Source organism: Nocardioides sp. NBC_00163 (assembly GCF_045206295.1).
In the GTDB taxonomy this organism is placed as follows: domain Bacteria; phylum Actinomycetota; class Actinomycetes; order Propionibacteriales; family Nocardioidaceae; genus Nocardioides.
In genome coordinates, this window is sequence record NZ_CP108155.1 from 2,995,001 (window position 1) to 3,015,828 (window position 20,828).

A 20,828-nucleotide genomic window follows, 5' to 3' on the forward strand; every position below is an offset into this window, starting at 1 on the left:
GACAGGAGACACTGACATGTTCCAATCCCTAAAGACTGGATGTTTGCCAGAATCAATTGTCAAAGAAACCATCAACCAAACACCCTCACTAAGGGATGGTGGTCGACGGGGCATAACAAACTAATTCGTCGACTATGACACACTGTTGAGTTCTCAAGAATCACACGCACACCGGTAGATTTCAGACATCCGTCTCAGCCAGTCCGGCGGCTATATTCGTTTTATACTTGCTTTGTACTGCTTGTTTCTGCTTCGTGCTGAACCTTATCAGGCTTTCTTTCGCTTTCGCAATTCGGCGTGTTTCGCGCTTTCCTTGCCAGCTCCAGAACCTTTATCGGCTCCTTGCCTTTCAGACTTTAGCAGACTCACTTTCGCCTTCCCAATTCGGCGCGTTCCGCGCTTTCCCTGGTTTAGCAGTTGTGTTTCCGCCTCGTCCTGGAGGACTTTATCGGATCTCGCTTTGTTGTCCAATTCGGCGAATTCACACCGGATACGGATAAAAGCAATATCCACACCTACACAGCCATGACGATCTGATGTGAATCAGATCTTGCATTCTTCGGCAGATCCTGAGACCCGCTGCCAGAACACTCTGGATCGAGCGATGCTCGAAAGAGTGGAGGTGGCCGCTCCGGGGCCGGAAGCCCGCCCGAAGACTCGCGCTTGCTTCCCGCCGCACCCTGGCGACTCGGAGAACACTACACACACCCTGACGCCGTTTCAAATCGCCAGGGCAACTTTTTTCGTGCGATGTTCTGGGCCCCACTCTAGACCCCCGCACAAGGCCCGTGGCTGGTTTCCCTCACCCGGCGCCAAGGGCCTCGTGACCAGCCGGTCAGGCGGGGGCGAAGAGCTCGACCGGGTTGCCGGCCGGGTCCTCGATCACTGCCTGGGCGCCGCCCCGGCCATCGATGCGGCTGGTGCGTACCCGGGCTCCGGCCTCACTCAGACGCCGGAGCTCCTGGTCGACATCGGCCACCTCGAGCTGGATACGGCTCCAGCCACCGGGGCTCGGAACCTTGCCGTCGTCGGCGGCCTGCCCTGCGCCGCCGGCACCAGGGGTGTTCAGCATCAGCCGCAGCCCGTGACCCTCGAGCATCGCGAAGCCGCCGGCTCTCGGACCGACGTCCTCGAACCCGAGCTCGCGATAGAAGGCGACGGCGGCAGTGATGTCGTCGACGATGTAGCGGAATCCTGGAATCATCTGTCTCTCCTCTCTGCAACACTACTGTTGCATAGTAGGCTCCGGGCATGGCTTCTCGTCAAGGGCGTACGGACCCCCGAGTGGTGCGCAGCCGGGAAAGAGTGCTCGAAGCGGCGCTCGCGGAGCTCGCCGAGCGGGGATACGGCGGATTCAGCATCGACGGGGTGGCGACCCGTGCCGGCGTCGCCCGGAGCACGATCTACCGGCTGGGGCACGACCGGCTCAGCCTGGTCGCCGCGGCTATGGAGACGCTCAACGTGCAGCCGCGCCCGGAAGCCGGCGGACAGGACCCGCGCGCCGATGTGGTTGCGATCGTCGCTCATCTCGCCTCTGCCATGCAGTCGTCCCTGATGTCCGACTGTCTTCCCGCTGTGCTCGACGGCGCCGAGCGCGACCCGGGCCTGCGGGAACTGCACCACCGCTATAGCGCGCAGCGGCGTACGCGGCTGGTCGATGCGCTCACCCGGCTGCGGGAGTCCGGGCAGGATGTCGGGGATCCGGAGCGGGCGGCGGAAGCGTTGGCCGGCGCGGTGTTCTATCGGCGGCTGATGACGCCGGTGCCGCTGCGTACCGAGGAAGTCGAGGGGCTGGTCACGACCGTTCTCGGCGAGCGGTGATCCGGCAGCCGGCTCAGCCGACGCCGATGTGCTGGTACTCGAGGTCGATCAGGGCGACGGCACGGTCGCCGTACGCGTCGACCTCGCGGGGATAGGGCGCGCCGGTGTATCGGGTGGCGATCTCGTCGATGATCGCCCAGCGCGTCTCATCCTCTACCCAACCGACGACGCGGCCGCGGAGGATGACCGGCATGAAGTCGTTCTCCTGCGGGGCCAGGGAGAGCGCGATGCGCGGGTCGGTGTGGAGGTTGCGGTACTTGCGGCCGCGGTTCCCGGTGAGAAAGACGACGTGGTCGCCGTGGGTTCCGATCCAGACCGGGGAGGTGCGCGGGGCGCCGTCGGGTCCGATCGTGGCGACATGGGCCAGGGCGGTCCCCTCGAGGAAGGGGCGTACGTCGGGATTGATCATCGGTCTTCTCCTTGCTTCGGTCAGCGGATGACGCGGTAGTGGAGGTGGGTGACGCCGGGAGCGGGGACGACCTCGACGATCTCGAGCGAGATGTGCTCGGGGAGCTCGTCCCCCAGGCCGCGACCGGGGCCGGGGCCTGGGCCGGTGATGAAGCCGTCGACCGAGACCGAGAGTGCTGCGAGGACCTTGCTCATGTTCGCTCCCAGAGGTCAGAGTTTCCTGAAGAGACTCTGTGACCGTAACACTTTGAGTTCCCTCAGGGAACCCCAAATGGTAGATTCGGGTCATGCAACGTACGAACTTCGGTGACATGGCCTGCTCGATCGCGCGGACGCTCGATGTGATCGGTGAGCCCTGGTCGCCTCTCGTGCTGCGCGACATCTGGGTGGGCATGAACCGGTTCGACCAGATCCAGGCGGATCTCGGGATCTCGCGGAAGGTGCTCACCGAGCGGCTCGGGCATCTGGTCGAGCACGGGGTGCTGGAGAAGCAGGCGTACGACAACCGGCCGCGCTATGAGTACGTGCTGACGGCGAAGGGGCGCGAGCTCGTCGACGTGCTGATGGTGATGGTCGGGTGGGGTGACAAGTGGCTCGCGGGCGAGGCCGGGCCGCCGGTGGTCTACCGGCATCATGCGTGCGGGGAGATCGGGCGGGTCGATCTGCGGTGCTCGCACTGCGGCGAGCCGATGCATGCCGACGACATCGATGTGCTGCCCGGGCCCGGCGCTGCGCCGGAGCCGGCCTCAGCGGGGTAGTGGACCGGTGTAGGCCTGCCGCGCCGTCTCCACGGCGGGCATGTTCGCCTCCGACCAGTTGCCGACGGCGGCGAAGACCGGCTGCAGGCTGCGGCCGAGGTCGGTGATGTCGTACTCCACCCGGGGTGGCACCTCGGCGTGGTAGCGGCGCTCGACGAGGCCGTCGCGCTCGAGCTGGCGCAGGCGCTGGGTCAGCACCTTCGAGGAGATCGTGCCGAGGCGGCGCTCCAGCTCCACGAAGCGCTGGGTGCCGAACTCGTGCAGCGTCCACAGGATCGGGGTGGTCCATCGGCTGAAGATCAGCTCGACCGCCGGGGTGATCGGACAGGCCGCCACCGGCTCGTCAGTGCTCGGACGCCAGGTCATATCGCTCCAATACTTACCTTGGGGAACCCACTGTATCGAGGGATCTAACGTCGTTTCGAACGCTGGTTTCAAACAGATCCAGTTCAACCCATGAATGGAGACCTCGATGATCGTCATCACCGGAGCGACGGGGAATGTCGGGCAACCGCTCGTCGAGCTGCTGGCCGACGCCGGGCACACCGTCACCGCCGTCTCGCGCGGGATGTCGGCACCGCTGCCGACCCGGCCGGGAGTCGCCACCGCGGTGGCTGACCTCTCCGACGTCACGACCCTGGCGCCGGCCCTGGCCGGCGCCGACGCGCTGTTCCTGATCGTCAGCGGCGCCGGCGCTCATGTCGACGGGCCGACACTGATGAAGCATGCCGAGTCGGCAGGCGTACGCCGCGTGGTCCTGCTCTCCTCGCAGGCCGTCGGCACCCGGCCGGGGACACCGTCGCACGCGCCGCTCGCCGACCTCGAAGAAGCGGTGCGGGGCTCGGCGATGGAGTGGACGATCCTGCGCCCCGGCGGCTTCGCGAGCAACGCGCTCGCCTGGGTGCCGATGATCAAGGAGACGAACGCCGTCCACGCGCCGTACGGGGAGGTGGCTCTTCCCGTGGTCGACCCTCTCGACATCGCCGAGGTCGCCGCGGCGACCCTGACCGAGGACGGTCACTCGGGGCGGACGTACGAGATCACCGGTCCCGCCGCGACCACGCCGCGGGAGCGGGTCGAGGAGATCGCGGCGGCGATCGGGCGTCCGGTGGAATTCGTCGACCTGACCCCGGAGGAGGCCCAGAGTCAGATGCTGGAGTTCATGCCGCCGGCCGTCGTCGAGGGAACGCTCGCGATCCTCGGGCACCCGACCGCCGACGAGCAGGCGGTCAGCCCGCACGTCGAGGAGGTGCTGGGCAGGCCGGCACGCGGTTTCGGGGAGTGGGCGCGGCGGTTCGCCGCTGCGTACGAGGCCTGAGTTCGGGGCCTGAGGTCAGCTACCGCCGGCGGCGCCCAACTCCTTCAGCGCGTCGCCGTCGATGCGGTGGACCTCCCACTCGTCCTGCGGGACCGAGCCGAGGGAGCGGTAGAAGGCGATCGACGGTTCGTTCCACTTGAGCACCCACCACTCGAGGCGGCGCCAGTCGTTCTCGACGCAGATCTCGGCGAGGCGTACGAGGAGGGCCTTGCCTGCGCCGGCGCCGCGGTGGGCCGGGTCGACGAAGAGGTCCTCGAGCCAGATGCCGTTGCGGCCGGTCCAAGTGGAGAAGGTGACGTACCAGACCGCCATGCCGATGACAGTGCCGTCGAGCTCAGCGATGAGGCAGCGGGTGGTCGGGGTGCCGGACTCCGGGAAGAGCGCCGCGGTGAAGTCGGTCTCCGTGGCCTCGACGGCGTCGGGCTCCTTCTCGTAGACGGCCAGGGCGTGGACGAGACGGAGGATCTCGGGTACGTCGGCGGGCGCTGCATCGCGGATGGTGACGGTCACGGTGCCGATCCTAGGGCTACTCGCCAGTTCGGGAATGCGCGTTCCAGTGAGACGCAAACGCAATCACAGTGCAACAAAGGGTTCCTACGTTTCGGGGCGTCCCCAACAGATTGGATCCCCCCACATGACTCAGACTCAGTCACGTCGGAACTTCCTGCGCAACGTCGGCCTCGCCGGCGGCGCGGGAGTCATGTTGCACAGCATGGGTGCTCTCGGGCTCACCTCGGCTCACGCCGCGGAGACCCCCAGCTTCACTCCTCCCAAGCCTTCCGATCTCGCCCGGGCCGGCAGCAAGTCGGTCGTGATCCTCGGCGGCGGCATCGCCGGGCTCACCGCTGCGTACGAGCTGCTCAAGGGTGGCTACAAGGTCACCGTGCTCGAGGGGCGCGAGCGGCCGGGCGGTCGCAACTTCACCGTGCGCGGCGGCACCCGGGTGACCGATCTGAACGGGGTCACGCAGGTGGCCGGGTTCTCCAAGGGGCAGTACATGAACGCGGGGCCCGGGCGGCTGCCGCAGAGCCACATCACGCTGGACTACTGCAAGGAGCTGGGCGTCCCGATCGAGGCGTTCACCAACCAGAACGCCAACGCACTCCTCTACTACCCCGGCGACCACGGCATCGGCGCAGTGCAGATGCGTCAGGCGAAGGCGGACACGTACGGCTATGTCTCCGAGCTGCTCGCGAAGGCGACCGACAAGGGCGCCCTGGACGAGGAGCTGACCGCCGCCGACAAGGAGGCGCTGATCGCCTTCCTGAGGAACTTCGGCGACCTCGGCTCCAAGGCGGAGGGGTACGCCTACACCGGCTCCAGCCGCGCGGGCTACACGGTCGAGCCCGGGGCCGGGCAGGAGTCGGGCACCGAGGTCGCCCCGAACTCGATGAGTGCTGTCCTCGCCGCCGGGCTGGGTCAGTACTTCTCCTTCGAGTTCGGCTACGACCAGGCGATGATGATGTATCAGCCGGTCGGCGGCATGGACGCGATCCCCAACGCCTTCGCCAAGGCCGTCGGGGCGCGGAACATCCGCTACGGGGCCGAGGTCGTCGAGTGGAACAACACCTCGACCGGCGTCTCCGTGTCCTACAAGGCTCGCGGGAGGACCGAGACCATCAAGGCGGACTTCGCGATCAACTGCATGCCGCCGAACATCGCGGCCAAGGTCCAGCACAACCTCGGCGCCGATATCACCGCGAGCCTGAAGTCCTTCGGGCCCTCGAACGCCGGCAAGATCGGGATCGAGTACGACCGACGCTGGTGGGAGGAGGACTTCCGGATCTACGGCGGCATCACGAACACCCGCCTCGACCTGCGCAACATGTGGCACCCGTCGTACGGGTTCAACGGGGACAAGGGCACGATGATCGGCTACTACAACACCGGTAGCGCGGCCGACACCTACGGCGTGCTCAGCCCCGCCCAGCGGCTCTCGCGGGCGGTGGACATGGGCAAGCAGATCTTCGGGGACGTCTACGGCGAGGGCATCACCGCCTCCTACAGTCAGGACTGGAAGACGCAGAAGTTCTCCGAGGGAGCCTGGGCCTACTCGACGACGGCCGACACCGATCCGCTCTACACACGGCTGCTGGACGCCACCGGCAACACGTACTTCGCCGGTGACCACCTCAGTCACTCCGTGGCCTGGCAGCACGGCGCGATCACGGCCGCCCGGGCGGCCGTCGAGAAGCTGCACGCGCGGGTGACGGCATGATGTCGCCGCGTACGAAGGTGCTGGCCGTGGTCGGGTTGACCGCGGCTCTGGTCGCTCCGACGGCGGCGGTCGCCGGAAGCAAGTGGTCGGCCTTCCCGCCGCGTGGCGGGGAGACGATCTCGGTGCTGCCCGCGGGACAGGACAACCCGTCGATCGCCAACGGCGTCGCTATCGGGCCGGAGGCCGCGATCTACAAGACCAGCGGGCTCGGTCCGTCCCGGCTCAACACCGGGGCGAGCGGCGAGCTGGGCTACATCGACACCGAGGTGTTCCCGGGTGGTGAGCTGCCGCCGGGCGTGACCATCACCGAGGCCCAGGGGATCAACGTGCTGCGCCGGATCGGGGAGAACCTCGAGGCGGCCGGGCTCTCCTACGACGACGTGATCACGATGCGCGTCTTCCTGCAGAACCCCGCGGGCGAGGCGAAGATGGACTTCGCGGGCTGGAACCGGGCCTACCGGCAGTTCTTCGCGAACACGTCGGTCTCGACCGGCGAGGCGGTCCCGGTGCCGCTGGGCACTGCTGCGCCGGCGGCTCCGATGGTCGTCAACCCCGCGCGTCCGTCGAGGTTCGCGCTCGAGATCGAGAACCTGCCCGTCGACGGATGGCTCGTCGAGGTGGAGGTCGACGCGGCCTATCCGGTCAAACGGAGGTAGACCCCTTCAAAACCGAGATCGCCCTCTCCGAGCAGTGCTCGGGGAGGGCGATTCTCGTGCAGCTCAGACGGTGGTCAGAGCTTGGAAAGCTTGGGGAAGGGGCTGGCGATACGCACCAGTCGGGGACCGAAGTCGACAGTGACTGCGGCCGTTTCTTTGTTGACGACCCGACCCAGGCCGAAGGAGTCGTGGGAAACCAGGTCCCCTGACTCGAACTGCTCAATGACCGGCTCGGGATCTGCCTTGAAAGGACTCGCGGCGAAGTGTCGCCGCCGGGGGGTTGAGGTAGTCATCCCTTCGAGTATGTGGCCTCAGACACGAATAAGGGAATGCACAGGTTGGTCACAATGGCCTATCAGATCGTTTCAGGCCGGCGTGTAGTCGGCCTTGTCGTAATTGGCGCTGCGGCGGTAATGGGCCGAGATGCTGGGCCAGTTGGTGGTGATGCGGCCGTTCCGCTCGCGATACCAGGAGGTGCATTTGCTCCAGACGCTGTCGGCCAGCTTGTCCTGGATCCGCGCGTCATAGGCCTCCTCGACCTCCGCCCGCACCTCGAGCGGGCCGGCGTCGGCGACGTGATCGGCGTACCGACCGAGGTAGCGGGCCTGCGTCTCCAGGAAGAAGATGATCGAGCCACCACCGGTGTTGGTGTTGGGGCCGTACATGATCAGCAGGTTGGGGAAGCCCGGGACGGTCATGCCGTGGTAGGCGTGGGCGCCGTCCTTCCAATGGGTGTGCAGGTCGCGGCCCTGGGTGCCGGTGATCGTCATCGGGGCGAGGAAGTCGGTGGCCTTGAACCCGGTGCCCCAGATGATCGCGTCGACCTCGTGGTGCTGCCCGTCGGCGGTCGTCACGCCGGTCGGGGTGATCTCGACGATGTCGTCGGTGATCACGTCCACGTCGGGCTGGGCGAGGGCTGGCAGGTAGTCGTCGGCGAAAAGGATGCGTTTGCAGCCGAACGGGTAGTCGGGCCAGACCTTCTCGAAGAGCCCCGGCTTCGCCGCGGTCTGCGCCTTCATGTGGCGCTTGGACCAGGCCCGCATGACCGCACCGAACGGCTTGACGTGGAAGGACGTGGTGAGCCACTCGGCCTGGACCCAGATCTTCGCGCGGTTGAGGAGCTGCGGGATCGGGCTGGCGGCGTCGGTGCGCTCGAAGTCCTTGCGGGGGACGATGTAGGGCGCCGAGCGCTGGAAGAGGAGCACCCGCGCCGCGTCCTTGCGCACCTCGGGCACGAACTGGATCGCGCTGGCCCCGGTACCGATCACCGCGACCCGCTTGTCGTTGAGGCTCAGGTCGTGGTTCCACTCGGCGGAGTGGAAGGCCTCTCCCCTGAACGTGTCGGCGCCGGGGATGCTCGGGGTCGAGGGCCGGGAGAGCTGACCGACGGCAGGGACGAACAGATCGACCGTCTCCGTCTCCCCCGTGCTGAGCTCGAGCCGCCAGGTCTTCGACTCGTCGTCCCAGCGGGCGGCGGTCACCTCGGTGTGGAACCGGATGTGGCGGCGTACGTCGTACTTGTCGACGACCCGGTGGATGTAGTCGAGGATCGCGGGCTGGCGGGAGAACTTGTGGGGCCAGTGCGGGTTGGGCTCGAAGGAGTAGGAGTAGAGGCTGGAAGGTACGTCGCAGGCGGCGCCCGGGTAGGTGTTCTCCCGCCAGACACCGCCGACGTCCCCGGCCTTCTCGAACACGACGATGTCGTCGTGGCCGCGCTTCTTGAGCTCGATCGTGGCGGCCAGGCCGCCGAAGCCGGTGCCGATGACTGCGATGCGCAAGAGATCCTCCGAGGGCGGGAGCGACGGTGTGACCTGGACCATACCGGGAGAATGTGACCGGCAAAATGTGAATGGCCGCGACAGGACCGAAAGGTAAGAAGTGGGACGCCCGCTCGTCTTCCCGATTAGGTTCGGCTAACCTAAACCCATGATCGTCTGCCAGTGCCGAGTCGTCACGGACCGTGACGTCGACGCCGCGCTGGCCGACGGGGCGCGTACGGTCAGCGCGATCTGCCGCTCCACGGGGGCCGCTCAGGACTGCGGCTCGTGCATCTTCTCGGTGAAGAAGCAGGTCAGCCGGCATCTCGAGCAGGAGTGCTCGCACCTCGTGGCCGACGGCGCCGCGAGCTGACGTACGCAACCGGTCACAAACTGAGTCTGTCCTCACTCCCGGGGTGCCGTGCGAGTATCGGGACAGATCCCGTTACCGGAGGTAGGTCATGCAGCCAGTCGATCCACGCGTCGTCGAACTCCTCAACGAGGCGCTCACGTTCGAGCTCACGGTCACCAACACGTACTTCCTGCATGCTCGGATGCTCGACAACTGGGGTCTGCCCAAGCTCGGCAAGGTCTTCTACGACCTCTCCATCGACGAGATGCGCGACGCCGACGAGCTGATCAACCGGATCCTGATGTTCGACGGCCACCCCAACGTGCAGCGCCTCAACGCCATCCAGGTCGGCGAGACCGCCGAGGAGATGCTCTCCCTCGCCCTGGCGAGCGAGCGCGCCGCGGTCGCCCAGTTCAACGCCGGCGGCGAGGAGTGCCACCAGCTCGGCGACCACGGCACCGCCGCCGTCTTCGAGGAGATGGTCCGCGACGAGGAGAAGCACGCCGACTGGTTCGAGTCCCAGCTCGACGCGATCGATCGCGTCGGCCTCCAGGCGTACCTGGCTCAGCACGTCGGCGCAGGTGAAGGACCCGGCTGAGCCGGGCCCTTCCGTGTTCCCCCTCAGGCAGGTGCAGCGTCGTCGATGCAGAGGATGTTGTCCTCGCTGTCCTTGAACCAGGCCGCGTGACCGGCCTCGCCCATGCCGGCCACGTCACCGTCCCAGGTCACTCCGGGCATCTCGTAGTGCTCGAAGCTGACCCCCTTGGCGCGCAGGCCTTCGGTCTCCTTGCGGACGTCGGCCACGTGGAACTGGGCGATCGTGTGCCCGGCCTTGCCCGCCTGCTCGGTCTCGTAGAGATGGAAGGACGTGCCACCGGCTGTCGTGTAGACCAGCCAGCCTTCGCTCTCCTCGCTCGGCTCGAGCCCGAGCTTGTCGGCGTAGAAACTGCGTGCCCGGCCGAGGTCGGCGGCCGGGATGTTCGCCCTCACACTGCTGTCGGTCAACATCGTCGGCCTCCTCAGGCGCTCTCGAACCAGGGGCGGTGGAGGTCGTAGAAGGTCGCACCCTGCATCGCGTAGTCGAGCTCGCGGCGTACGTCTGCGGGCGGCTCGATCTGCTCGCCCTTGCGGGCGTCGGCCTCGTTGGTGAACGCGACGGTCTCGATGAAGCTGCCGTCCGCCTCGATCGCGAGGGTGCCGCCGAGGATCTCGGGGCGCATCTCGTGCAGCTGGGTGGTGTCGGTCGTCATCATCGCCTTGAGCCGGCTCGGGTCGTCGACCCGGCCGCGGATGATCTGCACGAACCCGGCGTCGTCGGAGCCACCGTCGAACAGCAGCGTGACGTCGTCGCAGTCGTGGAACTCCATCGGCCCGTCCATGACCTCGGCCATCTTCGCGGCCCACTCCCCCTGCTCGGGACGGTCGGAGTTGGCCATCGCCGCCTCGCGGGACTCGAAGCGAACCACCCCGATGAGCTGGCCGTCGTCGGTGAATCCGTTGGTGCCGCCGAGCCACCCGGTCGCGCCCGGCGCCAGGTCGCGCCGCCACTCGTCGAGCAACTGGCGGGCCTCGTCCTGCCGGGTGCAGGGACCCTGAATCATCTGGATGAACATGCTGCCTCCTCGGTCGTTGGTGTGCCAACGGACCGGTCGAGGCGGTAGCCGGGCCCCGGCCAGGCCCTCTCGCAACGTACGTCCGAAGGGCGGCCCCGCACATACCCCAAACAGGCGTTTTTGAAACGACGCCGTCAGTCGACCTCGACCCAGTCGAGCGTGCGGTCGACGGCCTTCCGCCAGCCGGCGTACCCGGTCTCGCGCTGCTCCTCGCTCCAGACCGGCTTCCAGCGCTTGGACTCGTTCCAGTTCTGGCGGAGCTCGTCGGTGTCCTTCCAGAAGCCGACGGCGAGCCCGGCGGCGTAGGCGGCTCCGAGCGCGGTGGTCTCGGCTACGACCGGGCGGCTGACCTCGACGCCGAGGACGTCGGCCTGGATCTGCATGCACAGCTCGTTGGCGGTGATGCCGCCGTCGACCTTGAGGACCTCGAGGCGTACGCCGGAGTCCTTCTCCATCGCTTCGGCGACGTCACGGCTCTGGTAGCAGATCGCCTCGAGGGCCGCGCGGGCGATGTGGCCGCTGTTGTTGAACCGGGACAGGCCGACGATCACGCCGCGGGCGTCCGAGCGCCAGTAGGGGGCGAAGAGACCGGAGAAGGCCGGGACGAAATAGACCCCGCCGTTGTCCTCGACCTCTTTGGCCAGGGCTTCGACCTGCGTGGCGTTGCTGATCACCCGCAGCTGGTCGCGCAGCCACTGCACCGCAGAGCCGGTGACGGCGATCGAACCCTCCAGTGCGTACGTCGGTGGCTGGTCACCGAACTGGTAGCAGACCGTCGTGAGGAGGCCGTTCTGGGAGCGTACGAGCTCTTGGCCGGTGTTGAGTAGCAGGAAGTTGCCGGTGCCGTAGGTGTTCTTGGCCTCGCCGGCGTCCAGGCAGACCTGGCCGACCATGGCGGCCTGTTGGTCGCCGAGGATGCCGGTGATCGGGATCTCGCCGCCGAGCGGGCCGTTCTCCAGCGTGGAGCCGTAGGCGTTCGGATCGGAGGAGGGCCGGATCTCGGGGAGCATCTGGCGCGGGATGTCGAAGAAGCCGAGGAGCTCCTCGTCCCAGTCGAGGGTCTCGAGGTCCATCAGCATCGTGCGGCTGGCGTTGGTGACGTCGGTGACGTGTACGCCCCCGCTGGGGCCGCCGGTCAGATTCCAGACGATCCAGCTGTCGGTCGTGCCGAAGATGGCATCGCCGCTCTCCGCGGCCTCGCGGACACCGTCGACGTTCTCCAGGATCCACTGGATCTTGCCTCCGGCGAAGTACGTCGCGGGCGGGAGCCCGGCCTTGCGGCGGATGATGTCGCCGCGCTCGTCCTTGTCGAGGGCCGAGGCGATCCGGTCGGTGCGGGTGTCCTGCCAGACGATCGCGTTGTAGTAGGGCCGTCCGGTCCTCTTGTTCCACACCACGGTGGTCTCGCGCTGGTTGGTGACGCCGAGCGCGGCGATGTCCTTGTCCGTCAGGCCCTTGCTGCCGAGCGCGATCTGGATCACCGCCCTGGTGCGCTCCCAGATCTCCACCGGATTGTGCTCGACCCAGCCGGCCCGCGGCAGGATCTGCTGGTGCTCCAACTGGTGGCGGGCCACCTCTTTGCCGCCGTGGTCGAAGATCATGCAGCGGGTGCTCGTGGTGCCTTGGTCGATGGCTGCGACGTAGTCGGGCATCTCATCGTTCCTCTCCGTGTCTGGGTCGGACAACGTTCCTACCTCCCCACCTTCCTCCTCGGAGGGAACGAAACGCGAGATCAACATCTGGTAGGTGGCAGCTACGTCTGGATCCGCTCCAGCTTGGTCCAGCCGGTGTAGCCGCGCTTCTCGACCAGACGCATGAGATCGCCGGCGACGGGGACCTGCTCGACGAACATCGAGTCGAGCAGGGCGACGAGCTCGGGGGGCATGGCCTGGTCGGCGTCGACGTAGGCGGCCCAGTCCTCGGGGGAGATCGCTTCGAGCTGGGAGACGATCTGGTCGGCGATGGTCTCCAGGCGCGGATCGCCGGGCTGCCAGTCGAGCATGGCCTCCATCTGCTTGTAGGTCTCCACGACCGACGGGTCGTCGAGCTGGCCGACCTTGCTGCGGATGAAGGCCTCCATGCTCTGTGGCTGCTGGGCCGCGACGAGGATCCAGGCGTCGCGCTCGCCGTCGATGATCCGCTCCGGGATGCCGAGCTCCCGCATCCGCTCCAGATAGGCGACCGCCTCCGGCGGGAGGGCGAGCCCGTCCCCGTGGACGAGCCGGGCGATCCGCTCGCGGTGACCCTGGCGCTCGCGGATCTCGAGGCGGAGACGCTTGTCGATCTCGGCGACCGACTTCTTGAAATCGTCGTCGCCGGCGTCCAGCAGCTCCTTGACACGGGAGAGCGGGACGCCGGCGTCGGCGAGGATGCGGATCTTGATCAGGTCGACGACGGCCGCTGCGTCGTACCGTCGGTAGCCCGAGTGGTCGCGCTCGGGCTCCACCAGCAAACCTTTGGCGTGGTAGTGACGCACTGCCCGGACGGTGACTCCGGCGGCGGCAGCGACCTGGCTGATCGTGAGCATCCCCGAATAGTGGCGGGAACGCCCGGGTTTGTCGCGTGGTTTAGGCGAACTTGCGGCGGTAGGCAGCGGTGGCCAGGACGTACGCGACGACCAGGATGCCGACGCACCAGGCCAGCGCGATCCACAGCTCGTTGCCCAACGGCTGACCGGAGAAGATCGCCCGGATGGAGTCGACGATCGAGGTGACCGGCTGGTGCTCGGCGAAGGCTCGCACCGGGCCGGGCATGGTGTCGGTCGGCACGAACGCCGAGCTGAGGAAGGGCAGGAAGATCAGCGGGTAGGAGAACGCGCTGGCTCCCTCGACCGTGCCGGCGGTCAGGCCCGGGATCACCGCGAGCCAGGTCAGCGCGAGGGTGAACAGGACCAGGATGCCGCCGACCGCGAGCCAGTCGAGCACGCTCGCGCCGGTGCGGAAGCCCATCAGCAGGGCGACGAGCACCACCACGACCAGCGAGATCATGTTCGCGACCACCGAGGTGAGCACGTGACCCCACAGAACCGCGGACCGAGCGATCGGCATCGACTGGAACCGGTCGAACATGCCGCCGTTCTTGTCCTGGAACAGGCGGTAGGCGGTGTAGGCGATGCCGGAGGCGATGGTGATCAACAGGATGCCAGGTAGCTGATAGGTGACATAGCTCTCGGTGGATCCGGTGTCGATCGCACCGCCGAAGACGTACACGAACAAGAGCATCATGGCGATCGGAGTGATCGCGGTGGTGACGATGGTGTCGGGGCTGCGGCCGATGTGTCGAAGGGAGCGGCCGGTCAAGATGGCGGTGTCGCCGAAGAATCGGGTGGTCATCGTGACTCCTTCAGGTTGTTCGTGCTGGCGGACTTGCCGTTGGACTTGCTGGTGATGGCGAGGAAGATGTCCTCGAGGGACGGCTGCTTCTCGATGTACTCCTGCTTGGCCGGCGGGAACATCGCCTTGAGCTCGGCGAGGGTTCCGTTGGCGATGATGCGGCCCTCGTGGAGGATCGCGATCCGGTCGGCAAGCTGCTCGGCCTCTTCGAGGTACTGCGTGGTGAGCAGGACCGTCGTGCCGCTGTCGGCGAGCTCCTTGACCGTCTGCCACACCTCGATCCGGGCCTCCGGGTCGAGGCCGGTGGTCGGCTCGTCGAGGAAGATCACCGACGGGTTGCCGATGAGGCTCATCGCGATGTCGACGCGGCGGCGCATGCCACCGGAGTACGTCGCGACCTTGCGGTTGCCGGCCTCGGTGAGCGAGAACCGGGCGAGGAGCTCGTCGGCGACCGCGCCCGGGTTCTTCTGGCGGAGCAGCTTGGCGATCAGGATGAGGTTCTCGCGACCGGTCAGGATCTCGTCGACGGCGGCGAACTGGCCGGTGAGGCTGATGGAGCCACGTACTTCGTTGGCCTGAGTCGCCACGTCGAAGCCGTTGACCGTCGCCTGGCCGCCGTCCGCCTTGAGCAGCGTGGTCAGGATCTTCACGATCGTGGTCTTGCCGGCGCCGTTGGAGCCGAGGAGGGCGAAGATGCTCCCCTTCTCGACGCTCATGTCGACGCCCTGGAGGACGTGTACGTCGCCGTAGGACTTGGTCAGTCCGGCGATCTCGATTGCTGGTGTCGGGTTCATGTCGAATAGCGTCGAGGGTTGACGCTGGGTCAAGGTCAAGCGGAAGTTTGGATCTTTTTCCGCTGGGCCTGATCGGACCCGACAGGAACTCGAAATGCGTCGGTTTCGGGGGTCAGCCCTTCTGCAGGCGGCGCCAGCCACCGGCCCGGTTGTTGGCCACGATCGCGCGCAGCAGCTCGGTCAGCGCTGGACGGTCGATCGGGTCGTCCCGGTAGATCTGGATGGCCCGCCCGGTGGCGTTGCCGTGACCCTGGTTGATGATCCCGGCCGGATCGGGGACGGTCGGGTCGTAGAGGAACAGGTTGACGTGGTCCTTGGTGGCGAGGAGCGCGCACACGTTGCCCTGCAGCACGAAGTAGGGCTGGACCGTCCGCTTGATCGTCTCCTCGATCTCCGGGTCGGCGTCGTGGATGATCTCGCGCAGCTCGCGGCAGATGTCGCGCTGCCAATCCGGCAGACCGTCGAGATAGCTGTCGACGCCAGCATGGGTGCGGATGGCCATGATCGCAATGTACGCCCGGGCCGCGGGCACCCGGCAAGGCAAATACACAAGTCGACAAATCATCCCTTTGACTTCAAGTACTTGAAGTTCTTAGCGTCATTGGTGTGACTGCATCAATGACTCGGACGTACACGATCCGAGAGGTGGCGACGCTGACCGGACTGCCGGCCAGCACCTTGCGCTACTACGAGACGATCGGGCTGATCTCCCCGGTCAGCCGCGGCGCCAGCAGCGGCCACCGGGTCTATGACGAGACCGACCTGGACCAGCTGACCGGCGTCGCCTGCCTGGCGGCGATCGGCCTCTCGATCGATGACATGCGGACGTACGTCGCCAACAGTCGCCTCGGCAGCGACGGTGCCGCCGAGCAGATCGACATGCTCACCGAGCACGCCGCTCACCTCGCCCGCGAGGCCGAGAACCTCGAGCTGCGGCGGCGTTACGTCGGTCTCAAGACCGACTACTGGCGCGCTGTCGCCGCCGGCGAGCAGGTCCGCGCCGAGGAGATCGGCGCGCAGGCACACACCCTGGCGGACCAGATCCGCAGCCGCGAGAACCACTGATCCACCACCCATCTCAGACTCAGGAGACACCTATGCGCGTCAACGCGTACGCAGCACCTTCCGCCGGCGAGCCGCTGGCACCGATCACCATCGAGCGCCGTGAGGTGGGCGCCGAAGACGTCCTCATCGCGATCGAGTTCGCCGGCATCTGCCACTCCGACATCCACACCGTCAACGGCGACTGGGGCCCGCAGCCGTTCCCGGTCGTCCCGGGCCACGAGATCGTCGGCCGCGTCACCGAGGTCGGCTCGTCGGTCACCAACCACAAGGTCGGCGACCGCGTCGGCGTCGGCTGTTTCGTGAACTCGTGCCGCGAGTGCGACAACTGCCGCAACGGCGACGAGCAGCACTGCTCGACCCCCGGCGGCGGCGTCGGGACGTACGCCGCGAAGGACCGCGACGGTTCGTTCACCCAGGGCGGCTACTCGACCCACGTCGTAGTCGACGCCCACTTCGCGCTCAAGGTGCCCGAGGGCATGGATGCGGCGGCCGCGACGCCGCTCCTGTGCGCCGGCATCACCACGTACGCGCCCCTGAAGAAGTGGGGCGCCGGTCCGGGCAAGAAGGTCGCGATCGTCGGCCTCGGCGGGCTGGGTCACATGGGCGTCCAGATCGCCCACGCGATGGGTGCCGAGGTCACCGTGCTCTCGCAGTCGCTAAAGAAGCAGGAGGACGGGCTGCGCCTCGGCGCGGACCACTACTACGCCACCTCCGACCCGGCGACGTTCGAGCAGCTGGCCAGCTCGTTCGACCTGATCGTGAACACCGTCAGCGCGAAGATCGACCTCGACGCCTACCTCGGCCTGCTCGCCGTGGACGGCACCATGGTCAACGTCGGCGCGCCCGCGGAGCCGTTGAGCGTCAACGTGTTCTCGCTGATCACCAACCGCCGCAACTTCGCCGGCTCGATGATCGGCGGCATCGCGCTGACCCAGGAGATGCTCGACTTCTGCGCCGAGCACGGCATCGGCTCCGAGGTGGAGGTGATCTCGGCGGACCAGATCAACGAGGCGTACGCCCGGGTCCTGGCCTCCGACGTGCGTTACCGCTTCGTGATCGACACGGCCACGCTGGCCTGATCCGTCACGACCACGCGAGAGCGGCAGCCGGACCCAGGTCCGGCTGCCGCTCTCGCCATTTCGGCCTATTTCCAGTGCGCGGGGCGGGCGAGGCCGTCCGGCAGGCGCGTGCTCGCGTCTCCACGCATGGCGTTGACCTGCGCCTGGCCGAGGAAGAGCGCTCGGGACAGGTCCGCACCGGCTACCGCGGCATCGCGGAGGTCGGCGCCGAGCAGGTCGGCATCGGCCAGGTCCACGCCGCGCAGGTCGACGGAGATCAGGAGAGCGCTCCGGAGGTCGGCGCTCCGCAGGTCTCGCCGGCGCAGGTCCCGGCCGACGAGGTCGGCGCCGCTCAGCGCAGGGCCGGCGGGGCGGCGTACCTCCGTACTCACCTGCCGGAGCGCATTCCCGACGACCGTGCGGAGCGCGGGGATGTCGGTGGCGAGGACCTGCTCGGCAGCGCCAGCCGTTGCCGCGGACACCAGCTCGGTCGCCTCGGAGAGATCGGTCGCGGTGCCGCGCCAGGCCGCCTCCTCGAGCAGGGCCAGCATCTCGTGGAGCTGCCGCATCACGTCGAAGACGTCGAACATGCTCTGCCGCAGGTCCGGCTCCGTACGCCAGTCCGCGCCGCCGAAGGTCACCTGGGTGACCTGCTGACCGGCGCCGGAGCACTCGAAGACCGTGCATCCGTTGTAGCCGCGGTCGCGCAGCCGGTCGTGGATCCCGCAACCGAAGTCGGGGCCGAGGTGACGGCACGGATCGCCGGCCGCCTTGTCCTCGGGAAAGTCCGCCGAGCGGGTGAAGGACAGCGCGACGCAGCAGAGGCCGGCGCATCGGGAGCAGTCCGAGCGGTACGCGGAGTCGGGGCGGGTCACCTCCTCATCCTCCCGCAGCCGCACGTCGGTCAGGCGAGCGCGTCGACGATAGCCGCGAAGGCGACCGCGTGGCCGCGAGCGTTGCCGTGGATGCGGTCACGGGCGTAGATGTCGGGGTCGGCCGCAAGAGGGTGGTGATGAGTGTCGATGTGGATGCCGCCCAGGCTCCGGGTGATCTCGGCGGTGATCCGGTCGAGGGTGTCGAAGCGCTGGGCCATGTCCGCGGCCTCCTCGGCCCGCACCAGCCCGGACCGAGCGAGGTCGAAGAGCCCGACGGTGAGAACGACGGCGCCGCTCTCGGCCAGCGGCACCAGGAGCAGCTCGAGCTCCTTGCGCAGCTGGTCCGGATCGTACGGATTGAAGGCGTCGTTCCCGCCCGCACTGACGAGCACGGCGTCGGGTGCGAAGGCCAGCGCCGGCTCGAGCTGCACGTCCCGGATCTCGGCGACGGTCAGGTATGGGACGGCGAGGTTGACCGCCTCGAAGGCGGGGCGGGTGCTCGCCAGCGCGCTCACCAGACGCTCGGCGAAGGACTCGTCGCGGTAGCCGTCCAGCGGGCCCCGCACCCCGGCCGTGACGCTGTCGCCGAGCACGGCGAGCCGCTGCCAGGGCAGGTGACCGAGCCGTTCGGCTGCGGTCTCGGGGTCGGTGCAGTAGGGATCTGCTGCCTCCAGCTCGAAGCTGTCGCGCAGCTCGCGGATCTCGGTCATCGGCGTCTCCTTCGTGGTCTGGGTCGCGGACGCTCGATCAGATTAAGCGCACGATCGTACGTTATGCAATAGCGATCGTTCGTGCGCTAAACTGGCCCCATGGCAGGACGTGCATCCGCGCAGGCGGCACTCGAGACCCGACGAAGCGTGGTCAAGGCAGCCGCCGACCTGGCGTCGGTCGAGGGCCTGGACAGCGTGACGATCGGGCGGCTGGCCGAGATCGTCCAGATGAGCAAGTCGGGGGTGATCGGCCAGTTCCGCACCAAGGAGACGCTTCAACTGGAGACGGTCGGGCTGGTCTTCTCCGACTTTCGCACCCGAGTCTGGGAGACGGTCAAGCGGTTCCCGCGTGGCCTGCCCCGACTCTTGGCCGCGTGCGACGCCTGGACGGAGTACGCCGCGGACCCCGGGTACCCCGGCGGGTGCCTGATGACCCAGGTGACCTACGACTACGACGGGCGGGACGGCGCCGTCCATGAGCGGCTGCTCGAGGGCCGCAACCAGTGGCGAGAGACATTGCGGGCCGACCTCACCGCCGCTGTCGAGACCGGTGACCTGCCCGAGGACACCGACATCGAGTCGGTCGTGTTCGGCCTCGAGTCGCTCGCCTCGTTCATCACCCCGGCCCGCCTCCTCCACGGCGACACCCGGGCCGCCGACCACGCCTACCAGGGCATGCGGCGGATCATCGGCGTCCCGGAGGAGGTCCGATGACCCGCGTCGTGCTCGTCCCGGTGGCGCAGCCGACGTACGCGGGTCAGTGACTCCGGTCGCTCAACAGCAGATCGACGAGGGCGGTGTAGCCCCGGTCGGCCAGACCGGCCTCGAGCGCACGGTCGCCGAGCGCCTTGAACGCCGCCGGGACGGTCGTGTCGACGCCAGCACTGACGGTCTCCTCGAGAAGGTGCTGCATGGCGGCGACATGGGTCGCCATCGTCGAGTCGTCCCCGGGGTGGTCACCGGCATCCACCTGCGCGGCGTACGCATCGAGCCATCCGGCCGTGGTGCTGATCCCGTCCCGCGCGAGGGGCAAGAAGGCCTCGGCCCGGACACCGGCGCGCTTCAGAACCGCCGCCCCATGCAGGAACCCGTTGAGGACCGACCACATGAGCGCGAGGACTGCGACGTCGTGGAGCGACGAGAGCCCGGGGTCCGCGCCGAGGTAGGTCGCCCTGCCCGCGACGGTCTCGAAGGACTGCCGGTGCGCGTCGTACGCCTCCTGCGGACCGCTGAACAGGATCACCGTGTCCGCGGCACCGACCTCGGCCGGCGCCGCCAGGATCGCACCGTCCAGGTAGCTCGCGCCTCGGTCGGCTGCCCATGCCGCCATGCTCCGTGCCTCCGCGGACGAGCCGGAGGTGAGGTTGACGACGACCCGGCCGGCGAGCCGGTCCTCGATCGGCGTCAGCACGCCCCTCACCGCGTCGTAGTCGGAGACGCAGACCAGGACCAGCTCGGCGGCGACGGCCTCTGCGGAGGTCTCGGCGACCCGGGCTCCGTCCGTGGCCAAGCCGTCAGCCCGGCCCGGTGTCCGGTTCCAGACCACCGTGCGAATCCCGGCGGCGAGGAGGGCCTGTGCGAGCGCAGTGCCCATCGCCCCGAGCCCGAGGACCGCGACATCGGCCCGAGCGTCATCGTGGTTGCTCATCATTTCGACCTCGATGTCCGTCTCGGTCAGCAGCAGCCCGCGGCGGCGGGCTCAGTCGCGCCGCCGGTGTCGCTGTCGGCGAGCACGGTGTAGACCTCCCACCGCTCATCGTTCGGGGCGTTCTCGACCCAGAACTTGTCCTGCTTGGCGTAGCAACAGGTGGTGCCCCGCTCGTCGACCGATGCGAACCCGGCAGCGTGCAGCCGGGTCTGTTCGGCGTCGACCGTCTCGGTGTCAGCGACCTCGACGCCGAGGTGGTTGATGGTGCCGCCCTGACCGGGGTTCTGGACGAGAACCAGCTTGAGGGGCGGCTCGGCGACCGCGAAGTTGGCGTAGCCGGGCTTGGTCTTGGCCGGTTCGACGCCGAACAGGGTCGAGTAGAACGCGACCGACTCCTCGAGATCGTCGACGTTGAGCGCGAGCTGGATGCGTGACATGGGATCCC

The 20,828-nt window shown here is 67.7% G+C and carries 27 protein-coding genes; 10 read left to right on the plus strand and 17 right to left on the minus strand.

Annotated features, from left to right (window positions below; genetic code table 11):
• Positions 1–835: 835 nt before the first annotated feature.
• Complete coding sequence (locus OG801_RS14420; RefSeq protein ID WP_355020452.1) at positions 836–1,204, minus strand: VOC family protein; 369 nt, start codon at positions 1,202–1,204, stop codon at positions 836–838.
• A 47-nt stretch (positions 1,205–1,251) separates the two neighbouring features.
• Here OG801_RS14420 and OG801_RS14425 point away from each other — a divergent pair, with 47 nt between their 5' ends.
• On the plus strand, positions 1,252–1,821 hold the full coding sequence (locus tag OG801_RS14425) for a TetR-like C-terminal domain-containing protein (protein ID WP_355020451.1): 570 nt from the start codon (positions 1,252–1,254) through the stop codon (positions 1,819–1,821).
• A 13-nt stretch (positions 1,822–1,834) separates the two neighbouring features.
• Here the strand turns inward: OG801_RS14425 and OG801_RS14430 are convergent, their stop codons facing one another.
• Both OG801_RS14430 and OG801_RS14435 read right to left on the minus strand, forming a co-directional pair.
• Positions 1,835–2,230 (minus strand): TIGR03618 family F420-dependent PPOX class oxidoreductase, encoded by a 396-nt coding sequence (locus tag OG801_RS14430; RefSeq protein ID WP_406036215.1) that lies wholly within the window; start codon positions 2,228–2,230, stop codon positions 1,835–1,837.
• A gap of 20 nt (positions 2,231–2,250) precedes the next feature.
• On the minus strand, positions 2,251–2,424 hold the full coding sequence (locus OG801_RS14435) for a hypothetical protein (protein ID WP_406036216.1): 174 nt from the start codon (positions 2,422–2,424) through the stop codon (positions 2,251–2,253).
• Positions 2,425–2,516: 92 nt separating this feature from the next.
• On the opposite strand from OG801_RS14435, the gene OG801_RS14440 reads away from it, so the two are divergent.
• The gene (locus tag OG801_RS14440; RefSeq protein ID WP_355020448.1) at positions 2,517–2,987 is read left to right on the plus strand and encodes a helix-turn-helix domain-containing protein; all 471 of its coding nucleotides are present in this window, start codon (positions 2,517–2,519) and stop codon (positions 2,985–2,987) included.
• Here OG801_RS14440 and OG801_RS14445 read toward each other — a convergent pair.
• Positions 2,976–3,353 carry a helix-turn-helix domain-containing protein gene (locus OG801_RS14445; RefSeq protein ID WP_350717688.1) on the minus strand — a complete coding sequence of 126 codons (378 nt, stop codon included), beginning with the start codon at positions 3,351–3,353 and terminating at the stop codon, positions 2,976–2,978. The two genes, OG801_RS14440 and OG801_RS14445, sit on opposite strands and share 12 nt — an antisense overlap.
• Positions 3,354–3,459: 106 nt before the next feature.
• Here OG801_RS14445 and OG801_RS14450 point away from each other — a divergent pair, with 106 nt between their 5' ends.
• Positions 3,460–4,305, plus strand: a complete 846-nt coding sequence (locus tag OG801_RS14450) for an NAD(P)H-binding protein (protein ID WP_406036217.1) — start codon at positions 3,460–3,462, stop codon at positions 4,303–4,305.
• A gap of 15 nt (positions 4,306–4,320) precedes the next feature.
• Here the strand turns inward: OG801_RS14450 and OG801_RS14455 are convergent, their stop codons facing one another.
• Positions 4,321–4,815, minus strand: a complete 495-nt coding sequence (locus OG801_RS14455; protein ID WP_406036218.1) for a GNAT family N-acetyltransferase — start codon at positions 4,813–4,815, stop codon at positions 4,321–4,323.
• A gap of 124 nt (positions 4,816–4,939) precedes the next feature.
• On the opposite strand from OG801_RS14455, the gene OG801_RS14460 reads away from it, so the two are divergent.
• Positions 4,940–6,523 carry an FAD-dependent oxidoreductase gene (locus OG801_RS14460; protein WP_355020445.1) on the plus strand — a complete coding sequence of 528 codons (1,584 nt, stop codon included), beginning with the start codon at positions 4,940–4,942 and terminating at the stop codon, positions 6,521–6,523.
• Positions 6,523–7,179: a Rid family hydrolase gene (locus OG801_RS14465; protein ID WP_406036219.1), complete on the plus strand. Its 657-nt coding sequence runs from the start codon at positions 6,523–6,525 to the stop codon at positions 7,177–7,179. The genes OG801_RS14460 and OG801_RS14465 overlap by 1 nt, the downstream gene beginning before the upstream one ends.
• Positions 7,180–7,544: 365 nt before the next feature.
• Here the strand turns inward: OG801_RS14465 and OG801_RS14470 are convergent, their stop codons facing one another.
• Positions 7,545–8,957: a flavin-containing monooxygenase gene (locus OG801_RS14470; protein WP_406036220.1), complete on the minus strand. Its 1,413-nt coding sequence runs from the start codon at positions 8,955–8,957 to the stop codon at positions 7,545–7,547.
• A 148-nt stretch (positions 8,958–9,105) separates the two neighbouring features.
• On the opposite strand from OG801_RS14470, the gene OG801_RS14475 reads away from it, so the two are divergent.
• Positions 9,106–9,309 (plus strand): (2Fe-2S)-binding protein, encoded by a 204-nt coding sequence (locus OG801_RS14475; protein WP_350665493.1) that lies wholly within the window; start codon positions 9,106–9,108, stop codon positions 9,307–9,309.
• A gap of 88 nt (positions 9,310–9,397) precedes the next feature.
• The gene (gene bfr, locus OG801_RS14480; RefSeq protein WP_355020442.1) at positions 9,398–9,886 is read left to right on the plus strand and encodes a bacterioferritin; all 489 of its coding nucleotides are present in this window, start codon (positions 9,398–9,400) and stop codon (positions 9,884–9,886) included.
• Between the two features lie 23 nt (positions 9,887–9,909).
• On the opposite strand, the gene OG801_RS14485 is transcribed toward bfr, so the two are convergent.
• The 7 genes from OG801_RS14485 to OG801_RS14515 form a co-directional block, all read right to left on the minus strand.
• A complete protein-coding gene (locus tag OG801_RS14485) occupies positions 9,910–10,296 on the minus strand; it encodes a VOC family protein (RefSeq protein WP_355020441.1) in 387 nt (128 codons plus the stop codon).
• An 11-nt stretch (positions 10,297–10,307) separates the two neighbouring features.
• Positions 10,308–10,901, minus strand: a complete 594-nt coding sequence (locus tag OG801_RS14490) for a hypothetical protein (RefSeq protein ID WP_406036221.1) — start codon at positions 10,899–10,901, stop codon at positions 10,308–10,310.
• A 134-nt stretch (positions 10,902–11,035) separates the two neighbouring features.
• A complete protein-coding gene (glpK, locus tag OG801_RS14495) occupies positions 11,036–12,553 on the minus strand; it encodes a glycerol kinase GlpK (protein WP_406036222.1) in 1,518 nt (505 codons plus the stop codon).
• Positions 12,554–12,654: 101 nt separating this feature from the next.
• Complete coding sequence (locus tag OG801_RS14500) at positions 12,655–13,428, minus strand: MerR family transcriptional regulator (protein ID WP_406036223.1); 774 nt, start codon at positions 13,426–13,428, stop codon at positions 12,655–12,657.
• A gap of 40 nt (positions 13,429–13,468) precedes the next feature.
• Entirely contained in the window at positions 13,469–14,233 is a 765-nt protein-coding gene (locus OG801_RS14505; RefSeq protein WP_355020437.1) for an ABC transporter permease, read from the minus strand.
• Positions 14,230–15,027, minus strand: a complete 798-nt coding sequence (locus tag OG801_RS14510; RefSeq protein WP_406036224.1) for an ABC transporter ATP-binding protein — start codon at positions 15,025–15,027, stop codon at positions 14,230–14,232. Before OG801_RS14510 ends, OG801_RS14505 begins: the two co-directional genes overlap by 4 nt.
• A 112-nt stretch (positions 15,028–15,139) precedes the next feature.
• Positions 15,140–15,529 carry a DUF1801 domain-containing protein gene (locus tag OG801_RS14515; RefSeq protein ID WP_406036225.1) on the minus strand — a complete coding sequence of 130 codons (390 nt, stop codon included), beginning with the start codon at positions 15,527–15,529 and terminating at the stop codon, positions 15,140–15,142.
• A gap of 104 nt (positions 15,530–15,633) precedes the next feature.
• On the opposite strand from OG801_RS14515, the gene OG801_RS14520 reads away from it, so the two are divergent.
• Positions 15,634–16,092 carry a MerR family transcriptional regulator gene (locus OG801_RS14520; protein WP_355020435.1) on the plus strand — a complete coding sequence of 153 codons (459 nt, stop codon included), beginning with the start codon at positions 15,634–15,636 and terminating at the stop codon, positions 16,090–16,092.
• Positions 16,093–16,124: 32 nt separating this feature from the next.
• Positions 16,125–17,171 (plus strand): NAD(P)-dependent alcohol dehydrogenase, encoded by a 1,047-nt coding sequence (locus tag OG801_RS14525; protein ID WP_406036226.1) that lies wholly within the window; start codon positions 16,125–16,127, stop codon positions 17,169–17,171.
• Positions 17,172–17,236: 65 nt separating this feature from the next.
• On the opposite strand, the gene OG801_RS14530 is transcribed toward OG801_RS14525, so the two are convergent.
• Positions 17,237–18,025, minus strand: a complete 789-nt coding sequence (locus OG801_RS14530; RefSeq protein ID WP_406036227.1) for a pentapeptide repeat-containing protein — start codon at positions 18,023–18,025, stop codon at positions 17,237–17,239.
• Positions 18,026–18,054: 29 nt separating this feature from the next.
• A complete protein-coding gene (locus tag OG801_RS14535; RefSeq protein ID WP_355020432.1) occupies positions 18,055–18,735 on the minus strand; it encodes an SGNH/GDSL hydrolase family protein in 681 nt (226 codons plus the stop codon).
• A gap of 99 nt (positions 18,736–18,834) precedes the next feature.
• On the opposite strand from OG801_RS14535, the gene OG801_RS14540 reads away from it, so the two are divergent.
• Positions 18,835–19,449, plus strand: a complete 615-nt coding sequence (locus OG801_RS14540) for a TetR/AcrR family transcriptional regulator (protein WP_406036228.1) — start codon at positions 18,835–18,837, stop codon at positions 19,447–19,449.
• A 43-nt stretch (positions 19,450–19,492) separates the two neighbouring features.
• Here the strand turns inward: OG801_RS14540 and OG801_RS14545 are convergent, their stop codons facing one another.
• Both OG801_RS14545 and OG801_RS14550 read right to left on the minus strand, forming a co-directional pair.
• Positions 19,493–20,383: an NAD(P)-dependent oxidoreductase gene (locus OG801_RS14545; RefSeq protein ID WP_406036229.1), complete on the minus strand. Its 891-nt coding sequence runs from the start codon at positions 20,381–20,383 to the stop codon at positions 19,493–19,495.
• Between the two features lie 26 nt (positions 20,384–20,409).
• Positions 20,410–20,820 (minus strand): ArsI/CadI family heavy metal resistance metalloenzyme, encoded by a 411-nt coding sequence (locus OG801_RS14550; RefSeq protein ID WP_406036230.1) that lies wholly within the window; start codon positions 20,818–20,820, stop codon positions 20,410–20,412.
• Between the last annotated feature and the right edge of the window lie 8 nt (positions 20,821–20,828).